The organism is Thermanaerosceptrum fracticalcis (genome assembly GCF_000746025.2).
Taxonomy (GTDB): Bacteria; Bacillota; Peptococcia; order DRI-13; family DRI-13; genus Thermanaerosceptrum; species Thermanaerosceptrum fracticalcis.
Genome location: NZ_CP045798.1, coordinates 3,010,874 through 3,028,189 on the forward strand (window position 1 = coordinate 3,010,874; position 17,316 = coordinate 3,028,189).

General features: G+C 44.4%; 19 protein-coding genes and 1 riboswitch. Of the genes, 12 read left to right on the forward strand and 7 right to left on the reverse strand.

The window, feature by feature from the left end:
- Positions 1 to 192: 192 nt before the first annotated feature.
- The 4 genes from BR63_RS15335 to BR63_RS15350 all read right to left on the reverse strand — a co-directional run bounded on the left by BR63_RS15335 (position 193) and on the right by BR63_RS15350 (position 3,769).
- Positions 193 to 1,638, reverse strand: a complete 1,446-nt coding sequence (locus tag BR63_RS15335; RefSeq protein ID WP_187142711.1) for an IS200/IS605 family accessory protein TnpB-related protein — start codon at positions 1,636 to 1,638, stop codon at positions 193 to 195.
- A complete protein-coding gene (locus BR63_RS15340) occupies positions 1,607 to 1,831 on the reverse strand; it encodes a MerR family transcriptional regulator (RefSeq protein ID WP_243270002.1) in 225 nt (74 codons plus the stop codon). Before BR63_RS15340 ends, BR63_RS15335 begins: the two co-directional genes overlap by 32 nt.
- 110 nt (positions 1,832 to 1,941) lie before the next feature.
- Positions 1,942 to 2,829, reverse strand: a complete 888-nt coding sequence (locus BR63_RS15345) for a hypothetical protein (RefSeq protein ID WP_034423787.1) — start codon at positions 2,827 to 2,829, stop codon at positions 1,942 to 1,944.
- A 226-nt stretch (positions 2,830 to 3,055) separates the two neighbouring features.
- A complete protein-coding gene (locus BR63_RS15350; RefSeq protein ID WP_034423780.1) occupies positions 3,056 to 3,769 on the reverse strand; it encodes a hypothetical protein in 714 nt (237 codons plus the stop codon).
- Between the two features lie 77 nt (positions 3,770 to 3,846).
- Between BR63_RS15350 and BR63_RS15355 the strand changes: the two genes are divergently transcribed.
- Positions 3,847 to 4,089 (forward strand): hypothetical protein, encoded by a 243-nt coding sequence (locus BR63_RS15355; RefSeq protein WP_034423778.1) that lies wholly within the window; start codon positions 3,847 to 3,849, stop codon positions 4,087 to 4,089.
- A 48-nt stretch (positions 4,090 to 4,137) separates the two neighbouring features.
- Here BR63_RS15355 and rd read toward each other — a convergent pair whose 3' ends face one another.
- Complete coding sequence (gene rd, locus BR63_RS15360) at positions 4,138 to 4,299, reverse strand: rubredoxin (protein WP_081908231.1); 162 nt, start codon at positions 4,297 to 4,299, stop codon at positions 4,138 to 4,140.
- A 142-nt stretch (positions 4,300 to 4,441) separates the two neighbouring features.
- Between rd and BR63_RS15365 the strand changes: the two genes are divergently transcribed.
- Positions 4,442 to 4,693 (forward strand): DUF3243 family protein, encoded by a 252-nt coding sequence (locus tag BR63_RS15365; RefSeq protein ID WP_034423776.1) that lies wholly within the window; start codon positions 4,442 to 4,444, stop codon positions 4,691 to 4,693.
- Between the two features lie 49 nt (positions 4,694 to 4,742).
- Here the strand turns inward: BR63_RS15365 and BR63_RS15370 are convergent, their stop codons facing one another.
- Together BR63_RS15370 and BR63_RS15375 are read right to left on the reverse strand one after the other, a co-directional pair.
- Positions 4,743 to 4,838 carry a methionine/alanine import family NSS transporter small subunit gene (locus BR63_RS15370; protein ID WP_153802133.1) on the reverse strand — a complete coding sequence of 32 codons (96 nt, stop codon included), beginning with the start codon at positions 4,836 to 4,838 and terminating at the stop codon, positions 4,743 to 4,745.
- Positions 4,839 to 4,841: 3 nt separating this feature from the next.
- Entirely contained in the window at positions 4,842 to 6,341 is a 1,500-nt protein-coding gene (locus BR63_RS15375; RefSeq protein WP_034423773.1) for a sodium-dependent transporter, read from the reverse strand.
- 279 nt (positions 6,342 to 6,620) lie between these two features.
- Between BR63_RS15375 and BR63_RS15380 the strand changes: the two genes are divergently transcribed.
- The 10 genes from BR63_RS15380 to cobT all read left to right on the forward strand — a co-directional run bounded on the left by BR63_RS15380 (position 6,621) and on the right by cobT (position 17,246).
- Positions 6,621 to 6,896 carry a hypothetical protein gene (locus tag BR63_RS15380; RefSeq protein ID WP_034423771.1) on the forward strand — a complete coding sequence of 92 codons (276 nt, stop codon included), beginning with the start codon at positions 6,621 to 6,623 and terminating at the stop codon, positions 6,894 to 6,896.
- 322 nt (positions 6,897 to 7,218) lie between these two features.
- Positions 7,219 to 8,436 (forward strand): dicarboxylate/amino acid:cation symporter, encoded by a 1,218-nt coding sequence (locus BR63_RS15385; RefSeq protein ID WP_034423768.1) that lies wholly within the window; start codon positions 7,219 to 7,221, stop codon positions 8,434 to 8,436.
- A gap of 245 nt (positions 8,437 to 8,681) precedes the next feature.
- Positions 8,682 to 9,392, forward strand: coding sequence for an HAD family hydrolase (locus BR63_RS15390; RefSeq protein ID WP_034423766.1), 711 nt, complete (start codon positions 8,682 to 8,684; stop codon positions 9,390 to 9,392).
- Between the two features lie 168 nt (positions 9,393 to 9,560).
- Positions 9,561 to 9,980 carry a hypothetical protein gene (locus BR63_RS15395; protein ID WP_034423764.1) on the forward strand — a complete coding sequence of 140 codons (420 nt, stop codon included), beginning with the start codon at positions 9,561 to 9,563 and terminating at the stop codon, positions 9,978 to 9,980.
- A gap of 107 nt (positions 9,981 to 10,087) precedes the next feature.
- Positions 10,088 to 10,588: a methylated-DNA--[protein]-cysteine S-methyltransferase gene (locus BR63_RS15400; protein ID WP_034423762.1), complete on the forward strand. Its 501-nt coding sequence runs from the start codon at positions 10,088 to 10,090 to the stop codon at positions 10,586 to 10,588.
- Positions 10,578 to 11,705: a DUF362 domain-containing protein gene (locus BR63_RS15405; protein ID WP_034423761.1), complete on the forward strand. Its 1,128-nt coding sequence runs from the start codon at positions 10,578 to 10,580 to the stop codon at positions 11,703 to 11,705. The genes BR63_RS15400 and BR63_RS15405 overlap by 11 nt, the downstream gene beginning before the upstream one ends.
- Positions 11,706 to 11,865: 160 nt before the next feature.
- Positions 11,866 to 12,456 carry a LutC/YkgG family protein gene (locus BR63_RS15410; RefSeq protein ID WP_034423759.1) on the forward strand — a complete coding sequence of 197 codons (591 nt, stop codon included), beginning with the start codon at positions 11,866 to 11,868 and terminating at the stop codon, positions 12,454 to 12,456.
- Between the two features lie 29 nt (positions 12,457 to 12,485).
- Positions 12,486 to 14,633, forward strand: coding sequence for an L-lactate dehydrogenase (quinone) large subunit LdhH (ldhH, locus tag BR63_RS15415; protein WP_034423757.1), 2,148 nt, complete (start codon positions 12,486 to 12,488; stop codon positions 14,631 to 14,633).
- Positions 14,634 to 14,979: 346 nt separating this feature from the next.
- The gene (locus tag BR63_RS15420) at positions 14,980 to 15,813 is read left to right on the forward strand and encodes a deoxyribonuclease IV (RefSeq protein ID WP_051965994.1); all 834 of its coding nucleotides are present in this window, start codon (positions 14,980 to 14,982) and stop codon (positions 15,811 to 15,813) included.
- A 139-nt stretch (positions 15,814 to 15,952) separates the two neighbouring features.
- Positions 15,953 to 16,131, forward strand: a riboswitch (cobalamin riboswitch).
- 74 nt (positions 16,132 to 16,205) lie between these two features.
- A complete protein-coding gene (gene cobT, locus BR63_RS15425) occupies positions 16,206 to 17,246 on the forward strand; it encodes a nicotinate-nucleotide--dimethylbenzimidazole phosphoribosyltransferase (protein WP_243270003.1) in 1,041 nt (346 codons plus the stop codon).
- The last annotated feature ends 70 nt before the right edge of the window (positions 17,247 to 17,316 follow it).

Consider the following 17,316-nt stretch of genomic DNA (forward strand, 5'->3'; position numbering starts at 1 on the left):
ATTTTATCAGCATATTTCTAAAAGCAGTTGTGACTTTTAAGATCCCCTTCTGCGAAGAATACTCTTGTTCCATTGAGTGCCGGGTCCGTCCTGCCCAGAAAGGGTGTTACCCTTGCCTCGGTAGTTAACTTATGACAGCAGCCTTTCACAGCGTGTACTGCTGCCATAACGCAAACTTATGAGAATAGGGTTTTACCCTACACCTAACAGTTCTTTCCGGTGAACATGCCAGGAAACCAGGCTGTTCACCCCTTTCTTCTTTAGATGTTTTAATATTGCTTTCTTGACAGCAGACCACTGCTGCCAGTTATTTAGCTTTCTAAAGCCTTCTTTTGCTTTGATAAACCTGTCTGCCAGTAATTTGGGAACTCTTTCTGAAACATGACCCAGACCCCTCCGGGCTATCACCAAGGCTGCTGCCTGGTGGTTTGATAACCCGTACTGGTGCTGGTATTTCAGAATTCCTATTACCGAGGTAAAGGCCGGTTTTACTTTGAACACCGGCACTCCTTCCCTCAAAGCCCTCCGTTCTGCATCTGCCAAAAATTTTGACCAGACAAAACCGTGACTCATACGGTTAAATTTGGCCGTTACGGACTTGTCGTGTTTAAGCTTTAAGTCCTCTGTCACCAGGGCGCTGCCTGTTTCCTTTGCCAGAGCCACTACTTTCTTTACCGTTTCTCCAATAAGGTTATCCCTCCGGTTGCTTCCGGCATAAGTCCATTCTCCCTGTCTTAACCACTGACTGCCACGGTACTGCCCCAGGTAGTCTGTCAGAGCCACCCCTAAGCCGTCAGGGTTGGTATCTACCCCAACAACACTGTGGGCATGATAGGGAACCGGAATATCTTCTTCGATGGTGACATGAATATAGTACCTGCCGTCCTTACGGATTATTTCTATTTGATAGGCAGCGCCTGTTTTTAGATAATCCACTACCATCTGCCGGTAGTTCCGTCCGTTAATTTTACCCGTCTTTTTTGAGGGTTTATGGGCCAGGTAGACCGGCGCTGTAATCCGGTTATATCTGACAGTTTTCTCCGTCTGCACCTGTTCCGCTGCTATATCAAGATAGATTTGACCATCAACTTCGTATAAGCGAGTGTTCAAGTTGCCGCCCTTGGTCTTGTCTCCCCGGGACAGGTAACGGTTGCTTCTTGCTTCCTGCCATTCTTTCCGGGTGATATTGCCTTTACATCTTTCCAGAAACAGTTTTTTGCCGCCGAAAACAACTGCCGGAAAGGTCTTGGCTTCCAGATGTTTTTGCCAGTATGACAGCTTTCTTTGTTCTTTCGCCAGCCGTTTTTGCAGGTTGGCTTTTTTCCTGGACGATTTGGCTTTGGCTATTCGCTTTTGGGTAAATTCTACTTTGGCCAGAGTATTGGCGTAGTGTAATTTTACCAATTGATGTTGGCTTTTGATGGTGCTTTGGGCATCATACACCGCATCGTTAGCCTGCCGGGAGTTGAGGTTATACTTGACTTGCACGCCTTGGCGGATGTCCTGGATTCCTTTGCCTTCCAGTAATCTTTTAAAGCTCCACCTGACTGCTGCACAGTAACGGGCCATGAGGTTATCGAGGTAGGCTTGCTGGGTTTCGGTGAGTTCAAGGATTACTCCCATCGCTGTCGTTTTCACCGGCAGCCACCTCGCTTTCAATGACAGTTATCTCTTCACCAATCAAAGCCATTATCTGCGATTCTTTATAACGCCTGTGACCGCCGGGTGTGCGCAATGGTTTTAATTTCCCTTCTCTTTCCCGGCGGCGCAACGTGTGAGGCCATACGTTTAATAGCTTTGCTGCCTGATGAGATGTTAGCATCTTTTCCATTGACACCACCCCTTGCCATTATTCTAATTAGAACACTTGTTCGATGTCAATGGATTATTGTTTTTTATTTACTTTTGTTCAATTAATCTGTAACTGTTACTTACCTCCTTTCAAGCACGTCGCAACATGAAATCCTGTACTTTTTCATCCGTCTCTTTTAAGGCATAGTTTCTAAGAGAAAGAAGCAAATAGCGGGGATGTTTTACTTTAATATCATACACGCCGGGTTCGATTTCCAGGGAGTAAACCCCCCGTTCATCAGCTGCAATTTTATATACAGGTTCTTCCTGACCCGACAAGGTAAACTCTATGATTCCTTTGGCTACAGGGGTTAAGCGGAAAGCATCGATGATCTTCCCCGACATTTTGCATGCTTTAACAGAAGACTCTGGTTTTTTATCATCATGTAATGGGGTTCCGGCAGAATCCTTGAAGGATAATAACTCCTGAACCTGCTTTTCCAATTTACTCAGTCTTTCTTCGAAAATCTTAAGCTGGTCTCCTGTTACATAAACCGAAAGAGGCTCCGGAGGAAGTTGGGGCTTGGGAGAGATTGCAGAAGGTTTGGGAGGTGCTTCAACTCGGGGAGGAACAGCTCTGGAATCTTGGGGTGTGTTCTTGCAAAAGCTGGCTTCTATTTCAATGACTATTTCCATGGTTAAGTATAAAGTAGCTTTATAGTCCCGGCTCTCCTGAATACAGCTGGCGATACTGCGGGGCTTTTTTTTGTAATTTACGGAAGATTCCCTTAGTTCTTCGGTAAAATCCAAAGTGTCTACCCACTCTACCTGGTATTCCATCAGGGTAGGATTCACAATATAGTCTTTTTCCCCCAGAGGAGTACAGACAAGTTGGATATTCCAGTTATCCCTTACTGTAAGCTGTTGTTTGTTTATCTCTATGTGGGGATTGGGGCCGGTTTCCACGCGAATTCCCATGATCTTTAAGTGCTTAGTAGGCAGGGGTAAAGTAAAATCCTTTTGCAAAATTTTAATCATAACTAACACCTCCATATACCTAAGCTATTTTATGTGACAAAGGTGAGAGAGGTTAATGAAAAAATAAAAACTGGGGAAATTAATCCCCAGCGGTTATCTTTAGGTACGTTGTGTTTGCTCATATATCAGAAGTTATAGGCTCTGGTAAGTCCCTTTTTTATTTTAAGTAAAACTGTTTACGGTTAACGGTTAACGAAGCCGCACAGCGGTTTTCTTAAATTACGGTTTAAGGCTGCGGGGGTGGGCACTGGGCGCAGCGCCCGGGCTCCAGGTCTGTTTCTTCACAGAAGCTTTCGCATTTGGGCTCACGTTCAAAAGGAATACATTGACCGGGGAAGACGGGGAAAGGTAAGTCGATGCAGTCTTTGAAGCAGGTGGGAATACAAACAATGGAGCGGCCGGATTCCATAACGAAAAATTCTTTTTCTACCGTAACCTCAATGGCAAAGGGCGGGAAGGTGTGGGGGAATCCTTGCGGTCTTGGCACAACGACGGCACGGATGCAATCCAGGTGTAATCTCCTGATACACAATTCCGTTGCTTCGGGATTGCAAAGGACGCAGCCACCGTCCACATCCTTGATGGGTACAGCCAGTTCTCTGTCAAAAACAGCGCTGGCTACGCCAACCTCCGTAGTATTGGTTACAGGATCGAAGAATTCAAACCATACGCGAACCCGGTACTGGACAGTAAAGAATACGCATCCTCCCACTCTGCGGGGGGGGAATACTCCCTTGGGCAGAGGTTCTGAACAAACACCGAAGATGATTAAGTTGCTTACTACACAGTTGATAGGACATGCGTCCGCTGGTATGGGCAATCCTGTTTCTGTTTCGAATAAATAGTGAATATCGTGGAAGCATTTTCTACCCGTCGCACAAACCTTTTCCATAATCACGGGAGTACAGTTAAAAAACCATTGGGAATTGATGTCTTGCATAATATCCCTCCTTAAAATAGAGTAAACCAATTCGTCTACCCTATCATATGATTTGGTGGAAGGAGGGGTTACATGATATGTTAGAAATCGCAGAATTAGGACAAGAGGGAGGTTGTTTCACGGTCTTTAAAGGAAATTTTGTCGAGGAAAGAGAAGTAATCATACTTAAAAATAGAGTAAAGCTAAAGGGGTTGTTTTCATTGATAAGCCAGCAGGGGTTACCGGAAGATATTGTCCAATGGATAGAAGAGATTAACCAGAATACACCCTTTCATTTGTTAACAGAGATGGTAGTGATTGAAAACCAAATAATGGATTGAGAAGAGAAAAATATAGAGGAATACCTTTTGGTATTCCTCGAAAAGTGGTTATATTTCCTCAAACAGTTCTTTACCAACACCGCATTCAGGGCAGGCCCAGTCATCAGGTAAATCATTAAAGCTTGTCCCTGGTTCGATGCCCCCCACCGGATCGCCCTCTGCCGGATCATATATGTAATTACAAACGGTACACTGCCATTTTTTAGACATAATGCGTACACCTCCTATAGTTTATATTCCTGATTATAGCAAAAAGTATTTGCTAGTACAAAACTATCCTAAATAGAATTTATCAATATTTACGGGATAGTTTGTGAGGAAACGGGGTAAAAATAAAATAGGAGGTGCTGCTATGGAAAAAGGATATTTAGAAGATTTTCCTCATGAACTTGCGGAGACCATCCGCGATGGGCAGAAACATGGTGTTTCCGATGAATTAATGGTTAAAGGCATGATCAGCCTTGGTAATCTGATGCAGAAGTTTGTAAAACCTGATACACCCGAAGAAGCTCTGATGAAAGAGATGTGGGACGAAGCAACCCCGGAAGAAAAGGAAATGATCGCAGGTCTTGTACTTAGGATCGGTAAAAAAAGAATCCATTAAGCGGAAACACTGACTACTACCTGGATACAGGTAGTAGTTTTTTCTTCATCTATTTGTTTTTAAGGGCTATAGTCAGGCAAACTGCCAGCCCGCCCCACAACATGATTGCACCTATGAGAAACATGATTATAGCACTGGTATTCATTAGTTAAGCTACCTCCTTAGTAGGCTGAAGCATTACGTCGTTATTTCCCTTCATGGAATAGAAGACGATACCAAGGATGAAACAAGCGGCAAAGACGCCCCAACCCATGGCTAAGAGAGCACTAAGCGGATAGCCCTCATAGGGTTTCTTGATGTTTTCAATAATGTTTTGGAAGGTCATAAAGCCAAGGAACAGCGGCGTAATAAATTTAATCATGAGATTCCACCATGAACCGATAGCAAAGTCCGAATACTCGTTGGCATGTTTGCGCAAGCTTTCCAGGTCAAAGAACCAGCCAACAAGGATAACTTCTATAAGCCCGCCGATAACGATACCGAAGTTATTGACAAAGTAGTCAACAATATCTAGCACCATAAGGCCTGAGCCGGTAACAAAAATTAGACTGATGACAAAAGAGGCACCCATACAAATGTTAAGGGCTTTTTGTCTTGGTAAGTTAAACTTATCCATTATCCCGGCGAGGAATGCTTCAATAATGGAAATCAGAGAAGTCATACCTGCAAAAAAGAGAGCAGTGAAAAAGGTGGCGCCAACAAAGCCTTTTAGAGCCGGCAGGGCATTGATGGCTTTGGGGAATACAATGAAGGCAAGTCCTACGCCAGCACTGGCTATTTCTGAAACAGGTACGCCTTGGGTGTGAGCCATATAACCTAAAACGCTAAAGACACCGGTGGCTGCAAAGAGTTCAAAACCGTGGTTGCTGAAAGCCGTAATAAAGGCGCTGTTTACGATGTCAGTTTTTGGGGGCAGGTAACTGGAATAAGCAATCATGATGGCAAAAGCAATACTCAAGCTAAAGAAGATCTGACCGTAAGCAGCCACCCAAACCTTAGGCTGCAAGATCTTGTCCCATTGAGGAGTAAAGAGATAATTCAAACCGTCTATAGCTCCCGGGAGAGTTAGGCCCCTAATAACAATAACACCGGTTAATACTACTAAAGCGGGTATTAAGATTTTATTGGCTTTTTCAATTCCGCCTTTAATACCTTTAGAAAGAATATAATAGCTAATAGTCCAGACAAAAATGAACGGTAATAGAATGTTCATACGTAATCCGCCGAACTTCCAGGGACTATCTGTTAAACCTAAGTACTGAGCGAAAAAGAATGTTTTGGTATCAGTTCCCCAGGCCTGAGTCATGGCAAAAAAGATATAGCTTACAGCCCAGGCAACAACAGCTACATAATAAGTTGTAATGAAGAAGGCCACCGCCGATTGAAACCATCCTAACCATTCCCATTGTTTTTTCATACGGGAAAAGGTAATGGGAGCACCACCCCTAAATTTATGTCCCATTGCAAACTCCAGGATCAAAATAGGAATCCCGGCAGTGATGATTGCAAAAAAATACGGGAACAGGAAAGCACCACCGCCATTAGAGGCAGCTACGTAGGGGAAACGCCAGATGTTTCCTAAACCGATTGCGGAACCCACGGCTGCCAAGATAAAACCCAGCCTGGTACCCCATTGATCTCGAGACATTTGAACCACCCCTTTAAGAATACAATCTTCTGAACGATTGTATTATAACACCTAACAATAACACTGTCTATTATAAAATGACATAGTACAGAAAAAATATATACCAGGTGTTGTATACCCACCAAGAACAATTCTAAAAATTAAATCAATAAACTATCAAAATAATATAACGATAATTAGTCCCTATACATTTTTTGGGGATTTCCTGTCCTCTAAGTAGCATTTGAGCCCTTTTTTTCTATAATGAACTAGGTACCTTTCTTTTACAGGGGGGATGTTATGTCCTATGTCAGAATAACTTTATCCAAGGAAATGCTTCAGGCTTTATTAGCAAACCTGACGGAATTGAGAACTCCGGCCAGTGAATTTCTGGTAGAGAGTGATGTGGATGGAAATAATGAGACCACTCGCATCATCAATATTTTAAGTGGTGATGTGTTTGAACAAACCGTCCAAAAACAGGAGCTTCACGAATCTTCTAAACAGGAATGCAGGATTTATGAATTCCCCTCTAAAGTGGAAAGAGGGCAAACAATCGAAGACAATAAGGAATAAGTCGTCTGGTGACGGCTTATTTTTACGAGCAGGAAACTATATCCCTCGTATAATATGTTATTACTTGATATATTACCGTAGGTCTTAATGTATTAGTTCCCGTAGTGAGTAACAAAAATGTTTCCTTGGAAGGTCGTTGAGCCATATTTTATATGGCAATAATTACAACTATATTTCATTTTCATATCCAAGATATAATCAGTTAGTAAAGTAGAGATGTATTTTGTATACTTTGTTGTCATGTAAAAGGAAAAGTAAATATCATAACGAATATGCATTATTCGGTAGAAAAGATAATTTTATTTAAGAAAGGAGAAGGGTTGTGAAGTTATCTACCAAAATTTTAATCGGTCTTATCCTTGGTATCATTGCAGGTGTTTTGTTAAGTAGTTACACTGGATTCATTAAAACATGGATTAAACCTTTTGGTGACCTCTTTATTAATCTGATCAAAATGGTTATTGTACCTCTGGTCCTATCTTCCCTGGTGGTGGGAGCCGCATCCGTCGGCGATGTCAAGAAGCTGGGGCGTATGGGCGGTAAGACGGTGGGTTACTACCTGATAACTACCGCTATTGCCGTAACCATTGGTTTAGTCCTGGCAAATATCATTGATCCTGGCCTCAATATGAAACTCCCTGCCGACGCGAAGTATGCAGGGAAAGAGGCACCACCTTTAGCACAGGTTCTTTTAAATATTTTCCCTACTAATCCCATGGATTCCCTGGTCCGTGCAGACATGCTGCAGATCATCGTCTTTGCTCTTTTCTTAGGGATAGGTATTACATTGGTAGGTGAAAGAGCTAAGCCTATCTATCATTTTTTTGACGGTTTAGCCGAGGTTATGTACAAAATAACGGGTATAGTCATGGAGTTTGCTCCCATAGGCGTTTTTGCCTTAATTACACCCGTTGTGGCAGCCAATGGCCCCAAAGTATTAATTCCATTGGCTAAAGTTATTGCTGCTGTATACATTGGCTGTATCCTGCATGCGGCCATTGTTTACTCAACGGCAGTTAAAACTCTGGGCAAGATGAGTCCCCTTAAGTTCTTCAAAGGCTTTTCTCCTGCCATGCTCATTGCTTTCACTACCTGCAGCAGTTCCGCTACGCTTCCCGTTTCCATGAAGTCTGTGGAGGAAAACCTGGGGGTAGATAAGGACGTAGCAAGTTTTGTGCTGCCTTTGGGTGCAACGGTTAATATGGATGGAACTGCTATCTATCAAGGTGTTTGTGCCGTTTTTGTTGCCCAGGTATTTGGGATAGACCTTAACCTAGGGCAGCAATTGACCGTTATACTTACCGGTACTTTAGCTTCCATTGGAGCAGCCGGCGTACCGGGAGCGGGTTTGATCATGTTAACCATGGTTCTCCAGTCAATAAATTTACCTTTGGAGGGTATTGCTCTTATTGCCGGTATTGACCGTGTTCTGGATATGGCCCGGACTACGCTTAACGTCACTGGTGATGCTAGCGCTGCTGTGATTGTTGACTATACCGAAAAGAAAGTTGTGGGTAAAACTGGTTCTTTCGCGTCATAAGAGGTTAAGCGTTTAATTAAAATTAACAAAATAAGGAGAATAGAAGCACCCCTCTTCTGGGGTGCTTTTTAGGTGTTGATAGATGCAGCCGTCCGTTATCCCCAAAGGAGATACTAGCATAAAGCTGTTTAGATACGTAAATAATTGCGTGTTAATATATGATAAAAGGCGTGACTAAGCCACTATTTATAGTTTATACTAAATTAGAAAGTGAACAGGCAACTTGTAAAGGGATGTGCATTTGTGTGAGAAAAACGATTCTTTTTGATCTGGACGGTACCTTGCTCCCATTAAATATTGATCTATTTATCGAAAAATACATAAACGCTATTTCAAAGTTTTGTGCACCACTGGTAGAACCCCGTGCTTTTACCCGGGCCCTGTGGTTTTCTACAGATAAAATGCTACAGAATGAGGGACATGGCACCAATGAAGAGATATTTATGCAGCATTTCCTGGCCCAGCTTAAGAAAAATAAAGAAGAAGTTTACCCTCTGCTTGAGAAATTCTATACTCAAGAATTTGGGAAATTGCAAAAATATATCGAACCTTCAGCTTTGGCCCAATCCATCGTGCAAAAGGTAGTTGACAGGGGTTGGGATATCGTCCTGGCAACTAATCCTGTTTTCCCGCGCTTAGCCATTGAAGAGCGCATGCGCTGGGCAAAAATTGACGGTTTACCCTGGCGTTACATCACTACTTACGAAAACAGCAGGAGCAGTAAACCCTCGTTACGTTATTATGAAGAAATAATAGATAAATTGCAGTTGGATCCTGCCCAGTGCTGGATGGTTGGTAACGATATGGAAGAAGATATAGTCGCTGGTAAATTGGGATTTCGTACTTATCTGGTAACAGATTTCTTGATTGATAAAGGGAAGGGTGGACAAGTCCCCGACTACCAGGGTTCCCTCCAAGATTTTTGGGTATTTGTTGAAAATGATACGCTAAATTAAGTAAAATGAGAGGGGCAAGTCAATAGGGAAAAGATGTGAAGATTTCTTCCAAAATTAGAAATGTCATCGTGATTCCCTTGCAAATCAGTGACGCAGGGGAACTAGAAGTCAAGGTTGGCCTTGAAAAGGTGGCTTAAAACAAATGGGTAAACGCCGGGGAGGTAATAAATGGCGCAGTGTTATTTTTGCGAGGAGACTGCAACCAGAAGGTGCGGCCTTTGCGAAACTATTGCTTGTGAGACCCACAGCCATAAGGTAAATCCTTGGAATAATGCTTACCGGGCTGAATATATCTGTGAATATTGTTACCAAAAGAGGGGAAAAAACAAAAGAATTTTCGTGGGCGTGGTCCTGCTTTTTAGTGTAGTATTCATAGCCGGCAGTATGGGGGTCAAGTGGGGACTTGACGAACCCAGCATGTGGGCGTATTTTATGACCCTGTCCTTAGGTGTTGCGGTTACTTTTGGGATTGCTGCCGTGTATCATTTTTTAGCCAGGACAGGACAAGGTATCAGATGGCTAAAATGGGCCTTACCTCCGGCCATGCTATGGTGTATAACCTATCTTTTATATAAAATATCCAGTTAAAGAGCAATGGGCACGGGCAGTGCCCATTACTCTTTTTATCCATGGATTATAGTTAGCAGGATTGTCTTCCTTAGAAGCGAAGTAATGAGAGTAAAGGAGGGGTAAAGATGAGATGCTATCAGATAGTGGTTTCGCCCATTGGCGATATTTTGTTAGTTGCTGAGGAAAATTTCCTCACGCAAGTAGATTTCCTGGGGGTTAATGACAGAACTGAGTTAGCAGGGATAGTTTATAGATCTAACCAGGTCCTGGAGCAGGCGAAAGAAGAGATAACGGCCTACTTTCAAGGCACTCTAACCTCTTTTACCGTGCCCTACGCCTACCAGGGAACAGAATTTCAGAAGAAAGTCTGGCAGGCCCTGACCAGAATACCCTATGGAGAAACTTTGAGTTATGAGGCGCTGGCGCGGGAAATCAATCACCCCCGGGCTTGCCGGGCGGTGGGACAGGCTAACCATCGTAATCCTCTGGCGATTATAGTTCCCTGTCACCGGGTAATCGGAAAAAACGGACATTTAATAGGCTACGGCGGAGGACTGGATAAAAAAGTTTGGCTTCTCCAATGGGAACAAAGGATTCTTAAGGAGGGGAAAATACTTGCCAAGTAAGGTAGGACTTTTACGATGTCCTGAGTATGATGCAGAAAAGCTGCACAAGATTTTAGAACATGCTTTACAAAACAATCCCCGGTGGTTGGCGGGAATACAACAGGGTTCCAAAGTATTTTTAAAGCTGAACCTTCTCATGAAGAAAAAGCCTGAGGAGGCGGTAACTACACATCCTGCAGTGGTGGAAGCCGTTACCCGTCTCCTCCAGGAGAGAGGGGCCATTGTCATTATTGGGGACAGTCCGGGAGGCCCCTATTTACCGGGCCGCCTTAAAAGCATTTATCGTGTCTGCGGTCTTGAGGATGTGGCTCTGCGAACTGGCGCTATCCTTAACTACGATGTCTCTGAAGTATTGGTTCCTTTTCCGGGGGGGCGTGTCACCCGGTCTTTTCACCTGATTAAACCGGTTACGGAGGCAGACTATGTAATCTCCCTTTCCAAATTAAAAACTCATATGATGACTAAATATACAGGAGCCGTCAAGAATCTTTTTGGTACCATTCCCGGTTTGCGTAAAGCCGATTATCACCTAAAAATGCCAAAAACAAAGGATTTCTGCGACATGCTTATAGATCTGGCCCTTTGTGTTAAGCCCGTATTACACATCATGGACGGTATTATTGCTATGGAAGGGAAGGGTCCTTCCGGAGGTAAGCCCCGCAAGGTGGGAGCTCTTCTCATGAGCGATGATCCCTTTGCCCTGGATGTTGTGGCTCTGAATTTGGTTGGTATTGTCCCGGAGACTGTACCCACAGTGGCCAGGGCCAAAGCCAGAGACCTGGTTTATCATCTGTCGCAAGTCGAGATTTACGGAACGGACGTGGCTGAATGGCAGGTGAAGGGTTTTGTGGCCCCTAAAATTAGCGGTAATGTAAAGTTTCCCATCCCTGACTTCATCACCAACGCTTTACGGCCCAAACCCGTCTTCCTGCAGGACCCTTGTATTGGGTGTGCCGACTGTGTGACAAACTGTCCTCCCCAGGCCCTGGTGATAAAGAACGGTTATCCTGTAGTTGATCTGGAGAAATGTATCCGTTGTTTCTGCTGCCAGGAACTATGCCCGCGTAAGGCTATCGATATCAAGAGGAATCCTTTGGGAAGATTGTTAGAACGATAAAATAAAATACGTCAGAACATATTGAAAAATTCCCAAAATTGCTTTACTATATGGTTAGGTGGTCAGACCAAAGAATGTTCTGACATTTGAGCGTACTATATAAATGATTTATGACTCAAACAGTTATATTGACTTTTCATTAAAGGAGGAGTTGAGGAGAATGGGTGAGCTCGACAAGGTAAAATCTTACTTACCGCAAAATGCCGGCTTACAGTGTTATGACCTTTTCTACACCAAAGCCACAGCTGTCAACGCACAAGTTTTTCGGGTAAATACGGCGGATGAAGCTGTGGAGACTGCCCGAAAAATTATTAAAGAACTGGGTATTAAAAAGGCCGTAAGCGTACCTTTAAGCCTGGTAGATGGGGAGAAACTGGCGAAAGCTCTGAAAGCAGAAGGCGTGAATCTGGCAACGGGACGGCCACTGCGCAAAACTATTGAAGAAGCTCAACTCGGTATCACCGAATTTGAACTGGCTGTCGCCGAAACTGGATCATTGGCTCAGGATGCCACAGATGTTTATAAAAGGCTTATTTCCTCTTTGCCGCCATATCATTTGGCTTTTGTTAAAACCGAGCACATCGTGGCTACCTTTGCCGATGCTCTAGATGTACTCTACAAAGCCAATGGCAATCAAATGCCGGGCTATGTAGCCTATGTATCCGGTCCCAGCCGTACTGCAGATATTGAGCGGGTATTGGCCATTGGAGTACACGGACCTGAGCGTGTATTTATCATCTGTATCGGTTAACTAAGAGAATTAAAAAAGGGGAGAGACAGATGGCGGAAACTACCTTCCGGGGAAGAATTGCTAGTGCCCTGAATGATGCGGTATTAAGAGGGGCCTTAGGTAAATTTGGTGAAGAGTTCCCTATATCCAGGGCTAATGTATATAAGGGTATAGATTTTGAAGATTTACGCCGGCAAATCAAGGATATTAAGTGTAATACAGTAACTAAGGTAGAAGAGTTAGCCGACCGTTTTGAAAAAGAAGCCACCAAACGGGGGGCCGTTGTTTACAGGGCCAGCACAGCAGAGGATGTTAAAAAATATATCGCCGAGCTGGCCAAAAAGCATAATGCGAAATCCATTGTCAAATCCAAGTCCATGGTCTCGGAAGAAATTCACCTCAATGAGTACCTGGAAAAGCAAGGAATACAAATGATAGAAACAGACCTGGGAGAATGGATTGTCCAGCATGCGGGGGAAAAACCATCCCACATGGTTATGCCTGCTATCCATATGCCTAAAGAGCGGGTAGCTAAGACCTTTACAGCCGCCCTGAAGAGAGAAATTGCTCCTGATATTCCTTTAATGGTAAAAACTGCACGGGCTGAGTTGAGAGATAAATTCCTAACCGCTGATATGGGGATTTCCGGTGCCAACATTGCGGTGGCTGAAACAGGTACACTCTGTATGTTTACAAATGAAGGTAATGGCCGGCTCACAGCCACACTTCCCCCGATTCATATCTTCCTGGTAGGTTATGAAAAGCTGGTTGAAAAATTAAGCGATGTACCGGTCATTGCCAAAGCACTGCCCAAGAGTGCTACCGCCCAGAATTTAACCAGTTATGTCACGATGATCACAGGTCCCGTGGAAACACTGATAGACGATAAAATAGCTAAGAAAGAATTCCACATCATCCTCATCGACAATGGGCGAAGAAAAATGATGGAAGATCCTCAGTTTAAAGAGGCCGCCCAGTGTATAAGATGTGCCTCCTGTCTCAATGTCTGTCCCGTTTTCCAACTGGTAAGCGGTCACGTATATGGTCATATTTATACGGGGGGTATTGGCACAATTCTTACAGCCTTCTTTAACAGCATGGAGGATGCGCAAAACCCGCAAAACCTTTGTATTGGCTGCCGGCGCTGCGTCGAGTTTTGTCCTGGTAAAATTGATATACCGAAACTGATTTTGGAGCTTAGAAAGCGGATTGTGGATAAGGAGTCACTTCCCTTTACTCAGCGCGTTGTACTGGAAAATGTACTCACAAACCGAAAACTTTTCCATACCATGCTGCGCCAGGCTTCCTGGGCCCAAAAACCCTTCAGCAAGGGGACCCAGTTCATCAGGCACCTGCCTTTCTTCCTGTCGGAAATGGCAGAATGGCGCAGTTTGCCGGCTATCGCCGAGGTACCTTTTCGTGACAGGTTCCCCAAGATCAAACAGCAGCAGGCCACAAAAGGAAAAGTGTCATTTTTCTCGGGCTGTCTTATTGACTTTGCTTACCCCGAAATTGGGGAGTCGCTGGTAGAAAGCGTGAATAAATTGGGTTATGAGGTTGTTTTCCCAGAAAAACAAAGCTGCTGCGGCGCTCCGGCCCGTTATATGGGTGAAACCAAAGTGGCACAGGTTCTGGCGAAGCAAAATATTGAGGCTTTGGAAAACGGCGAGGTTCAGTATATTCTTTCCGCCTGCCCCACCTGTACCGAATCGATAAAACATGATTGGGCGGAACTCCTGAAAGATGATGAAAGCTGGTTGAAACGGGCCAAAGCCGTATCCGATAAGGTCCTTGACTATGCCAAATTTGTAGCTGAAGTAAAAGGGGAGACAAGTGCCAAAACGTCTGATAAAGCCCAGTCCAAGAAAAAGGTCACCTATCATGATTCCTGTCACTTGAAGAGAAGCCTGGGTGTATGGGAAGAACCCAGAAAACTTCTCGGGGAAAAGCAAGGCCTTGAACTGGTGGAAATGAAAGATTCCGACCGCTGCTGCGGGTTTGGCGGTTCTTACTCCCTTAAAATGCCGCAAATAGCCGGCCAGCTTTTGGAGCGGAAGATTCAAAACATTATTGATTCTGGTGCCGACATTGTGGCCGTGGATTGCCCCGGCTGTATACTCAATATTAAGGGCGGTCTGGACAAAAAAGGAAGCAAGATTCAAGTGAAACATACAGCAGAAATATTAAATGATAAATAACATAGAAAAAGGTGCTGGCAAGATAAAACCAGCACCTTTTCTATTAAACCGAATTGTGTGACCGGTAACCAGTAGCCGGAGCCCCTTTAGCGATATTTGCTTTCCGACATCGGATTTTTGTAGCTCGTAGTTGACAGTGAACGAAATGAGGGACATGCCATAACCGTCCCAAGGGAAGCGTAGTTAAACAGACCGTAAAATCTTACCCCCTTCGACACAAGTCTTGGGTAATAGAAATAATATGGGTATTTCCCGGGAAATATGACGAAGGAAATATAGATATGATATACTGAAAACGAAATTTCGCCGAAAGAAATGAAATAACGGGAAAGGGTTGGAACTTTATATGTTTATAGGCGCTCATGTTTCTATTTCCAAAGGTTTGGCTGCCGCCGTAAAAACAGCCATAGAAATGGAAGCCAATACCCTGCAGTTTTTCACAAGAAATCCCCGGGGCGGGAAGGCCAAGGAGCTGGACCCCCGGGATATTTCACGTGCCCACACTTTGTTGGAGGAACACAATTTTGGCCCTTTGGTGGCCCATACCCCATACACCATCAATGTGGCCTCGGCCAAACCGGAAGTAAGAGAATTTAGTATCAGAACTTTAAAAGAGGACTTGAACAGGATAAAACAAATGGGTGTACCCTATCTGGTATTTCATGTAGGCACCCATGGCGGGCAGGGGGAAGAAATAGGTATTAACTTGGTTTGTGAGGGACTGGGGGAAATATTGGCCTCCATACCTGAGGACACTTTCCTCTTACTGGAAGGAATGGCCGGTGAAGGTACGGAACTTGGCTATTCCCTTCGCCAGTTGGGTGATATCATTGCGCGGTGTGACGGGCATCCCCAGCTAGGCATCTGCCTGGATACATGTCACCTTACCGGAGCGGGCTATGACCTGACTAAACTGGAAGAGGTGAAGAAAGAAATAGACGAAGAAATTGGTTTGGACAGAGTTAAAGTCCTTCATTTAAATGACAGCATGTTTCCGGTGGGTTCCCGCCGGGACAGGCACGCCAAGCTGGGAGAGGGGTACGTAGGTTTAAATGTTATCAAAGAACTGGCCTGTGACAAAGATTTTACCCGGATTCCTCTTATCCTGGAGACGCCCAATGATCATGAGGGGTATGCCAAGGAGATAAGACTGGTGAAGGCACTGTGCGCAGGTAACTAGCGGCTGCCTTTGCCAAACTATGACGAGGAGGAAAGTCTGTTTCTGTTTAATGTATATTTTCCCTGAGCAATTCAGTAAAAAGTTTCCTTAGTCCAGGGTAGTTGAATTTTTAAATAATTTTTTCTATAATAAAGACAAAATATAGATGAACTTATCTGGTGCCTCCTTCTGGGGAGGAGAATAGGGAATGGGGTGCAAATCCCCAACGGACCCGCCACTGTAACTGGGGAGCATTTATAAAGAGGCCACTGGTACTCCGGGAAGGCTATAGATGCGGTGAAACAGAGTCAGGAGACCTGCCAGTTAAGGACCACTTGGACGATGGAAAAGTCCACGGTTTTTTGACCGTGGGCTTTTTAATTTATACAAATATGAAATGGAGGGTGTTTATCTTGGGTACCTTACTGAAAACAACACTGGAAAAAATTACGGGTTTGGACCAGGAAGCAATGAATTTAGCCAGGGAAAGACTTGATGGTTTATTAAAACCGCCGGGCAGCCTGGGAAAATTAGAAGAGATTGCTGTGCGTCTGGCCGGCATTTATGGACAGCCTCGTCCTCCCTTAGCCTCCAAGGCCATCGTGATGATGGCTGCTGATAATGGCGTTTACCAGGAAGGTTTCAACGGTTACTCCCAGGAGATTACCAAGGCTGTGGCGGAATTGGCAGGAGCCGGGCTTATCGGCGTGGCCGTTTTAGCACGTCATGCGGGGGCCCGCCTGGTAGTGGTGGATGTAGGTATTAAAGACGAGGTGGAGGGGCAGCACATTATTAAGAAAAAAATAAGATATGGTACTGACAACATCACATGCGGCCCGGCCATGAGCCGCAGTGAAGCGGAACAAGCCATTGAAGTCGGTATAGACGTGACTAATAAGTTGATTCATGAGGGTATTAACATCATAGGGACCGGAGAAGTGGGAATCTGTAATACCACTACCAGTGCAGCTGTCCTAGCTGTCCTTTCTGGCGCTGACCCTGAACTTGTAGTTGGCAAAGGGACAGGTGCCGATGAAAAGGCTTATCAGGCAAAACTGCAGGCAGTGAAAAATGCCTTGGTCGTGAATCGGCCTGACCCAACGGACCCTATTGATGTGGTGGCTAAAGTTGGGGGCCTAGATATCGCTGCTTTAACTGGGTGCTACCTGGCTGCTGCAGCAAACAAAAAACCTGTTGTGATCGACGGTTTTATCGCTGGAACTGCTGCCTTAGTGGCTGCAAAAATAAACCCACTAGTGAAGGAATATATGATACCTTCCCACTGTTCCGCGGAAAAAGGGGCTCAGGTAGTGCTCCAGGCCTTAAATATGGAACCCATGCTGTACATGAATATGCGTTTGGGTGAAGGCACTGGCGCTGCTTTGGCTTTCAACCTGATTGATGCCGCCGTAAAAATAATTAACGAGATGGGCTCCTTTGCTGATTTAGCTTAAGAGGGATTAATCCCTCTTTTTATTATGGAGAAAAGAAATACAAATTACGGAATGGATTGTTAAAATATTG

What these genes read in the sequence shown, in the direction of transcription:
- BR63_RS15340 (WP_243270002.1), bottom strand. Translation starts at nt 1,831, where the DNA reads ATGGAAAAGATGCTAACATCTCATCAGGCAGCAAAGCTATTAAACGTA.
- BR63_RS15345 (WP_034423787.1), bottom strand. Translation starts at nt 2,829, where the DNA reads ATGATTAAAATTTTGCAAAAGGATTTTACTTTACCCCTGCCTACTAAG.
- BR63_RS15350 (WP_034423780.1), bottom strand. Translation starts at nt 3,769, where the DNA reads ATGCAAGACATCAATTCCCAATGGTTTTTTAACTGTACTCCCGTGATT.
- BR63_RS15355 (WP_034423778.1), top strand. Translation starts at nt 3,847, where the DNA reads ATGTTAGAAATCGCAGAATTAGGACAAGAGGGAGGTTGTTTCACGGTC.
- rd (WP_081908231.1), bottom strand. Translation starts at nt 4,299, where the DNA reads ATGTCTAAAAAATGGCAGTGTACCGTTTGTAATTACATATATGATCCG.
- BR63_RS15365 (WP_034423776.1), top strand. Translation starts at nt 4,442, where the DNA reads ATGGAAAAAGGATATTTAGAAGATTTTCCTCATGAACTTGCGGAGACC.
- BR63_RS15370 (WP_153802133.1), bottom strand. Translation starts at nt 4,838, where the DNA reads ATGAATACCAGTGCTATAATCATGTTTCTCATAGGTGCAATCATGTTG.
- BR63_RS15375 (WP_034423773.1), bottom strand. Translation starts at nt 6,341, where the DNA reads ATGTCTCGAGATCAATGGGGTACCAGGCTGGGTTTTATCTTGGCAGCC.
- BR63_RS15380 (WP_034423771.1), top strand. Translation starts at nt 6,621, where the DNA reads ATGTCCTATGTCAGAATAACTTTATCCAAGGAAATGCTTCAGGCTTTA.
- BR63_RS15395 (WP_034423764.1), top strand. Translation starts at nt 9,561, where the DNA reads ATGGCGCAGTGTTATTTTTGCGAGGAGACTGCAACCAGAAGGTGCGGC.
- BR63_RS15400 (WP_034423762.1), top strand. Translation starts at nt 10,088, where the DNA reads ATGAGATGCTATCAGATAGTGGTTTCGCCCATTGGCGATATTTTGTTA.
- BR63_RS15410 (WP_034423759.1), top strand. Translation starts at nt 11,866, where the DNA reads ATGGGTGAGCTCGACAAGGTAAAATCTTACTTACCGCAAAATGCCGGC.
- ldhH (WP_034423757.1), top strand. Translation starts at nt 12,486, where the DNA reads ATGGCGGAAACTACCTTCCGGGGAAGAATTGCTAGTGCCCTGAATGAT.
- BR63_RS15420 (WP_051965994.1), top strand. Translation starts at nt 14,980, where the DNA reads ATGTTTATAGGCGCTCATGTTTCTATTTCCAAAGGTTTGGCTGCCGCC.